This window comes from Oceanisphaera sp. (assembly GCF_052084945.1).
Classification (GTDB): domain Bacteria; phylum Pseudomonadota; class Gammaproteobacteria; order Enterobacterales; family Aeromonadaceae; genus Oceanimonas.
The window spans coordinates 10,848-16,848 of record NZ_JBQDEX010000054.1 but is presented as its reverse complement, the minus strand read 5'-3'; the positions used below and the strand labels follow the sequence as shown (position 1 = coordinate 16,848).

Here is a 6,001-nt window from a genome sequence, read left to right as displayed (position 1 = left end):
TGCTTGATCAAACCTTGACCAAATTGAACGGAAACTGATCATGCGTCAGCCCTGGCATCCGATCAGCTAACCTAAAGCGTACTTTATTCCAACTAATGGATGCTTCTAATAAGCGATCTATAGTTTACCTGTGATTTATCATGCCTTAATGTGACTATATTTAACTTTACGCACTGCTTTATGAGTGTGCTCTTATTTTTATTGCCTCTTATTATTTAAAAAAATTGCCAGCCCTATGTTTCACTCTATTTTTAACCTTAGTTTAAAAGAGATCTGCCTGTCCTTGCTGTTTATACGTATTTATGTAGGTTACTTTGTTGTTTAATCGAGTATTTCTTTATTAAAGGCGGTGCTGCTTGCGCCCAGAGCGACTAAGTATTGCATACTGGCTTCGGTAGAGGCGGTTAGTTCTGTGGTCGCTTTTGCGGTGACTTTAAGCATGCCTTGATCATTGCGAGTAACGTAGCCTAGTTCTTCCAGTTTATTCACTTTGCGTCGTACTGTTTCACGCGCAATGCCACTACACTCGGCAACCGATTGAATGTTAATAGGCTGATTAGTACGGTTTTTATCATTATTTGTTAGAAATTCATCATACGTCATCGCTTTGGCATGGCGTGCCGGTAAGGCGCGTGAGCCAATAATGGCTAAAATTAGCATTAAGTCGAGATCACCAAAAAACTGCTTACGCAATATGATCAGTAATTCGCATAGTTCTTCTACATGAGTAGGAAATATATGTCCAAAATGGGTGGTAATTTTCTCATAACTAAATGGCATAGTAAGTACTCAAATAATAACATGTTATCATTGTAGCGTTAGGTTACCCATTTTGGGCATAAGGTGCGTTGTCTGCAAGCTATGTTTCACCGACACTAGGGGCATATCCATTATTTTGGAATAATAGGGTTGATGCACTGTTGGCTGCAATCACTTTTCTTTAAGCGGGAGTATGAGGTTGAATAAATATATTGGCTTGCTGGTGGTAAGTTTGCTGCTGGGTGTATTAAGTGGTTGCGGCGAAGATAACGTCGCAGAAGAGCCTGCTGAAGTGTCACGGCCGGTGACTATGCTCACTATAGGTGCAGGGGAGGCAAGTCTAAATTTACGCTTTCCGGGGCGTGTGCGAGCGGTAGAACGCGCTGAGCTGGCATTTAATGTGCCGGGACGTTTAACTGAATTGCCGGTACAAGAAGGGCAAAAGGTTGCCCAAGGGGATTTAGTTGCCACACTCGATAGCGAAAACTATCAAATAGTATTGGCTTCGGCTCAAGCTGAATATAACAAAGCTCGTACTGATTATAATCGGGTCCTAAAAATATGGAAGCAGAGCCAGGCAGTGGCAAAAGCGGAAGTTGATCAGCAGCGCACAGCAATGGAAGTGGCGCGTGCTCGTTACTTATCTGCTAAAAAAGATGTGGATGATACCCGTTTAACTGCCCCTTTTGCTGGCGTCATCACTAAGCGTCGAGTAGAGAACTTTAGTAATGTTCAAGCCAAAGAGCCGATTGTAAGTTTGCAGGATCTCAGCCATTTAGAAATTGTAATTAACGTACCAGAGCGCATTGTGCGTAATCAGCCTAAGCAAGTGGTGGGGTATGCCCTTTTCTCCGGGCAAGAAGAGCATCGCCTGCCCGTAAGTCTTAAATCATTCTCTTCAGAAAGTGACAGTCAAACGCAAACTTATGAAGTGGTACTTTCACTAGAACCTGGCTATGACATCACAATATTACCGGGTATGTCTGTTGATATATATCCGACCAATACCTTGGCCGTAGACACAAACCGCTTAATCCGAGTGCCCTTACAAGCTGTTTATGCCAATGGAGATGGAGTTACTGGAGTGTGGATTGTTAACTCAGATAATGATCGAGTGACGCTGCGAGCTTTGGAGCTAGGTGAGGTAGTGGGGAGCGATGTCGTTGTAAAGAGTGGCTTAAAGAGTGGTGAGAAAATTGTTACTGCCGGCGTAAGTCAGCTGCGAGAAGACATGTTAGTTAGGCCTTTATAAATAGGCATGCACCGATTTTATACACAAGGTAATCACTTAATAATAAGGCGTATAACGTGAATATTGCTGAACAGACATTAGCAAAACGCACTATTGCTTGGATGGCGTGTGTGCTGTTGCTGGTCGGGGGATACATTAGTTATCAGAAATTGGGGCGTTTTGAGGACCCCGAGTTTGTGATCCGTCAAGCGGCTATTACTACTCCCTACCCAGGGGCCTTGCCGGCTCAGGTGGCAGAAGAAGTTACAGAGGTAATAGAAGAAGCCGTGCAGCAGCTGCAAGAGCTTAAAGAAGTTACCTCGGTATCACGTATGGGGAGCTCGCTGGTCAAAGTCGAAATTGAGATGAAGTTTGCTCATAGTCGAGCTGAACTTGAACAAGTATGGGATAAGCTCAGGCGTAAAATTAACGATGCGCAAAATAATTTGCCGCCAGGTGCGGGACCTTCTCATGTAAATGATGATTTTGGTGATGTGTATGCACTGTTTTTTGCCGTCACCGGTGAAGGTTATAGCCTGCAACAGATCAAAGATTATCTTGATGATCTGGAGCGTGAGCTATTGCAGGTTCCCGGTGTGGCGCGAATTGCCACCTTGGGCGCGCCCCAAGAGGCAATATTTTTAGAAGTCGCTTCAGCTAAAGCGGCTCAATTAGGTATTTCACAAAGTCAGATTTATGAGTCACTACGCCAGCAAAACGTGATCAGTGACTCAGGTAATTTGCAAGTTGGCCCACAGCGAGTACATTTTAGTCCGAAGGGGCAAGTAGACTCGGTTGCCGCCCTTGGCAATATTGCCTTGGCATCCACGGGGGGTGATCAGGTGATCTTCTTAAAAGATGTCGCCACCATTACACGCTCTACTGTAGAGCCACCTCGTGCTTTGATGAACTATGATGGCAACCCCGCCATTGGCTTAGGGATTTCTCAAGTCGCTGGCGGAAACGTGGTTGATATGGGCGATGCGGTTCGAGCTCGTCTTGCCGAGTTAGACGGGCAACGCCCACTGGGGATGGATCTTAATATTGTTTCTTATCAGTCCGATTCAGTGCGTGACGCAGTCAATGGTTTTGTGGCTAATCTTGCGGCGGCTGTGGCAATCGTGGTGCTGGTACTCATTGTCTTTATGGGGTGGCGCAGTGGCGTTATTGTCGGTGCCGTATTGTTACTCACAGTAGCCGGTACTTTAATTGCCATGTACATGGATAATATCGCCATGCAACGGGTCTCGCTGGGGGCACTGATTATCGCCCTTGGTATGTTGGTGGATAATGCCATCGTAGTCACCGATGGTATTTTGGTACGTATGCAAAAAGGCGAGCGGGCAGAAAGTGCCGCCGCAGCCGTAGTGAAAGGCACTCAATGGCCACTGTTAGGCGGTACTTTGGTTGGTATTTTGGCCTTTAGTGCTATTGGTTTATCGCCAACTGATATGGGCGAGTATGCGGGGTCACTGTTTTGGGTGATCATGTATTCAATGCTGCTTAGCTGGTTATTTGCCGTGACGTTAACGCCTTTGCTATGTGTCTCTCTGTTGAAAGTAACAGTGCGTGCGGGGAATGAAGATGAACAGCCTACAGGCATTTTAGCGCGTTATCGTGCTCTGCTTAATACTGCTCTGCGCCGCCGGATAATTACGGGGGGGATTTTGCTGGCACTATTAGCGGGGGCTATTTTTGGCTTTGGTTGGGTACAGCCAGGTTTTATGCCCGAATCTGCTCGGCCACAATTTGTTGTGGATATGTACTTGCCCCAAGGCTCAGATATTAAAGAAACTGCCAAAGAGTTAGCGGGCATGGCCGATTATGTAGAAGAGCAAGACGGTGTTACCCATGTTACTAGTTTTGTAGGTCAGGGCGGTTTACGCTTTATGCTAACGTATAGCCCTGAAGACCCCAACAGTAGCTATGGCCAATTATTGGTAGATGTAGATGATCCCACTATTATTGCGCAGTTAGTGGAAGATCTACAAGCAGAGCTGTCGGAGCGTCACCCGTTAGCTGCAGTTAAAGCTTGGAAGTTTATGCTGGGCCGTGGTGGCGGTAAAAAAATAGAAGCCGCTTTTATGGGGCCCGACCCTGCTGTACTGCGTAAACTTGCCGAAGAAGCTAAAGCTATTATGGCTGACGATGGTGAAGCCATCGCTATCCAAGATGATTGGCGAGAAAAAACGCCTGTGCTACGCCCTGTGGTTGATGAAGTAGCCGCGCGCCGTGCTGGGGTAGATATCACTCAGATAAGCCAAGCCATTAATCGCGCCTTTACTGGGGAGCGAGTGGGTGTCTATCGAGAAAGCGATAAGTTGATCCCTATAATTGCTCGTGCACCTAAAGCCGAACGTGCCTTAGCACAAGACATAGATAGCGTGCAGGTGTATAGCCCAACGGCCAAGCAGTATCTGCCGGTGAGTCAGTTAATTACCGGTGTTGATGTGGAATGGGTAGACGCTATTTTAAGACGTATCGACCGTTTTCCTACTATAATGGCACAAACAGATCCCTTACCCGGTGAGCAAGCGAATCCTTTGTTAGACCGTTTAATGCCTAAAATTGAAGCCATAGATCTTCCCCCTGGCTATCGACTGGAGTGGCACGGTGAATATAAGGCGTCTAATGAGTCAAACGAAGGTTTAGCTATTTCTGCACCCTATGGCTTTACCGCCATGATCTTGGCTGTGGTGGTGATGTTTAATGGTTTGCGCCAACCCTTGGTGATTTGGCTCACAGCCCCCTTGGCTATTGTTGGGGTCACAGTGGGCTTAGTGATCTTTCAAGTGCCGTTTGAGTTTATGGCGATTTTGGGCTGCTTAAGCTTAGTGGGGATGTTGGTGAAAAATTCCATTGTGCTGGTGGATCAGGCCGATGCGGAAATCCGCGACGGTAAGCAAGGCTTTACCGCAGTATTAGATGCGGCGGTCAGCCGAGCGCGACCAGTGTTCCTTGGCGCCTTTACCACTATCTTAGGGGTTGCTCCATTGCTGTTTGACCCCTTCTTTAAGAGTATGGCGGTGGTGATTATGTTTGGTTTAGCCTTTGCCACTATCCTTACCTTAGTGGTGGTGCCGCTGCTATATGTAACGATATTTCGCTTGCCGCCCGAGGATCCACAAACTAGCAGCGAATAGCTCATTGAACGTTTAACCACCCATTGACCTATACCAAGCGCCCTACATAGGGGCGCTTTTTGTTGCAGCTGCCTAATTGCTAATAGCCGTTTAACCAAGCAAAATAAACCAGTTTCAATACTCTTTTTTATATAGGGCAAACATGCTGCTGATAATCGATAACTATGACTCTTTTACCTATAACCTAGTGCAGTATTTTGGTGAGTTGGGGCAAGCAGTTATGGTCAAGCGCAATGATGATATTAGCGTGGCCGAAATAGCCGCGTTGCGCCCTCAGGGCTTAGTTATTTCGCCCGGGCCCTGTACCCCCAATGAAGCAGGGATTTCGTTAGCGGCCATTAGAGAGTTTGCCGATAAACTGCCCATTTTAGGCGTTTGCTTAGGGCACCAAGCCATCGCCCAAGCCTTTGGTGGTAAAGTGGTGCGTGCCCAGCAAGTGATGCACGGTAAAACCTCGGCTATTCGTCATCTTGGTGTGGGGCTATTTACAGCGCTGCCAGATCCGTTAACGGTCACCCGTTACCACTCTCTTATTGTGGAGAGTGCCAGTCTGCCGCCTTGTTTTACTATCACAGCGTGGAGTGAAGGCCAAGGGACAGAGCAAGGCGACATTATGGCAATGCAACATAATGAATGGCCTTTACATAGCGTGCAATTTCACCCTGAAAGTATTTTAACTGAGGGCGGACATCAGCTGCTTAAGAATTTCCTTCAACTGCTTTAAACAAGCGTTATCGATCTGAAACACACCCAACGATGCCGCCTGTGCCAACACAGCCACACTTAAGCTGACTGTAAAGATTAAAGATGTGACTGTCCCGTCTCTTTATTGTGTTCATAAAAAGGTATGACTGTCCTGTCTTTTTAT

The 6,001-nt window shown here is 46.7% G+C and carries 4 protein-coding genes; 3 read left to right on the top strand and 1 reads right to left on the bottom strand.

Annotated elements, in window-relative coordinates; all coding sequences use genetic code 11:
* Window positions 1–321 precede the first annotated feature (321 nt).
* A complete protein-coding gene (locus ACTHY5_RS06770; protein WP_441878038.1) occupies window positions 322–780 on the bottom strand; it encodes a DeoR family transcriptional regulator in 459 nt (152 codons plus the stop codon).
* A 172-nt stretch (window positions 781–952) separates the two neighbouring features.
* Here ACTHY5_RS06770 and ACTHY5_RS06765 point away from each other — a divergent pair, with 172 nt between their 5' ends.
* The 3 genes from ACTHY5_RS06765 to ACTHY5_RS06755 all read left to right on the top strand — a co-directional run bounded on the left by ACTHY5_RS06765 (window position 953) and on the right by ACTHY5_RS06755 (window position 5,857).
* On the top strand, window positions 953–2,011 hold the full coding sequence (locus ACTHY5_RS06765) for an efflux RND transporter periplasmic adaptor subunit (protein ID WP_441878036.1): 1,059 nt from the start codon (window positions 953–955) through the stop codon (window positions 2,009–2,011).
* 56 nt (window positions 2,012–2,067) lie between these two features.
* On the top strand, window positions 2,068–5,133 hold the full coding sequence (locus tag ACTHY5_RS06760; RefSeq protein ID WP_441878034.1) for an efflux RND transporter permease subunit: 3,066 nt from the start codon (window positions 2,068–2,070) through the stop codon (window positions 5,131–5,133).
* A gap of 142 nt (window positions 5,134–5,275) precedes the next feature.
* Window positions 5,276–5,857 (top strand): anthranilate synthase component II, encoded by a 582-nt coding sequence (locus ACTHY5_RS06755; RefSeq protein ID WP_441878032.1) that lies wholly within the window; start codon window positions 5,276–5,278, stop codon window positions 5,855–5,857.
* Window positions 5,858–6,001: the final 144 nt, after the last annotated feature.

Excerpts from the sequence above, each read along its gene's own strand:
- ACTHY5_RS06770 (WP_441878038.1), bottom strand. The coding sequence starts at position 780 with ATGCCATTTAGTTATGAGAAAATTACCACCCATTTTGGACATATATTT.
- ACTHY5_RS06765 (WP_441878036.1), top strand. The coding sequence starts at position 953 with ATGAGGTTGAATAAATATATTGGCTTGCTGGTGGTAAGTTTGCTGCTG.
- ACTHY5_RS06755 (WP_441878032.1), top strand. The coding sequence starts at position 5,276 with ATGCTGCTGATAATCGATAACTATGACTCTTTTACCTATAACCTAGTG.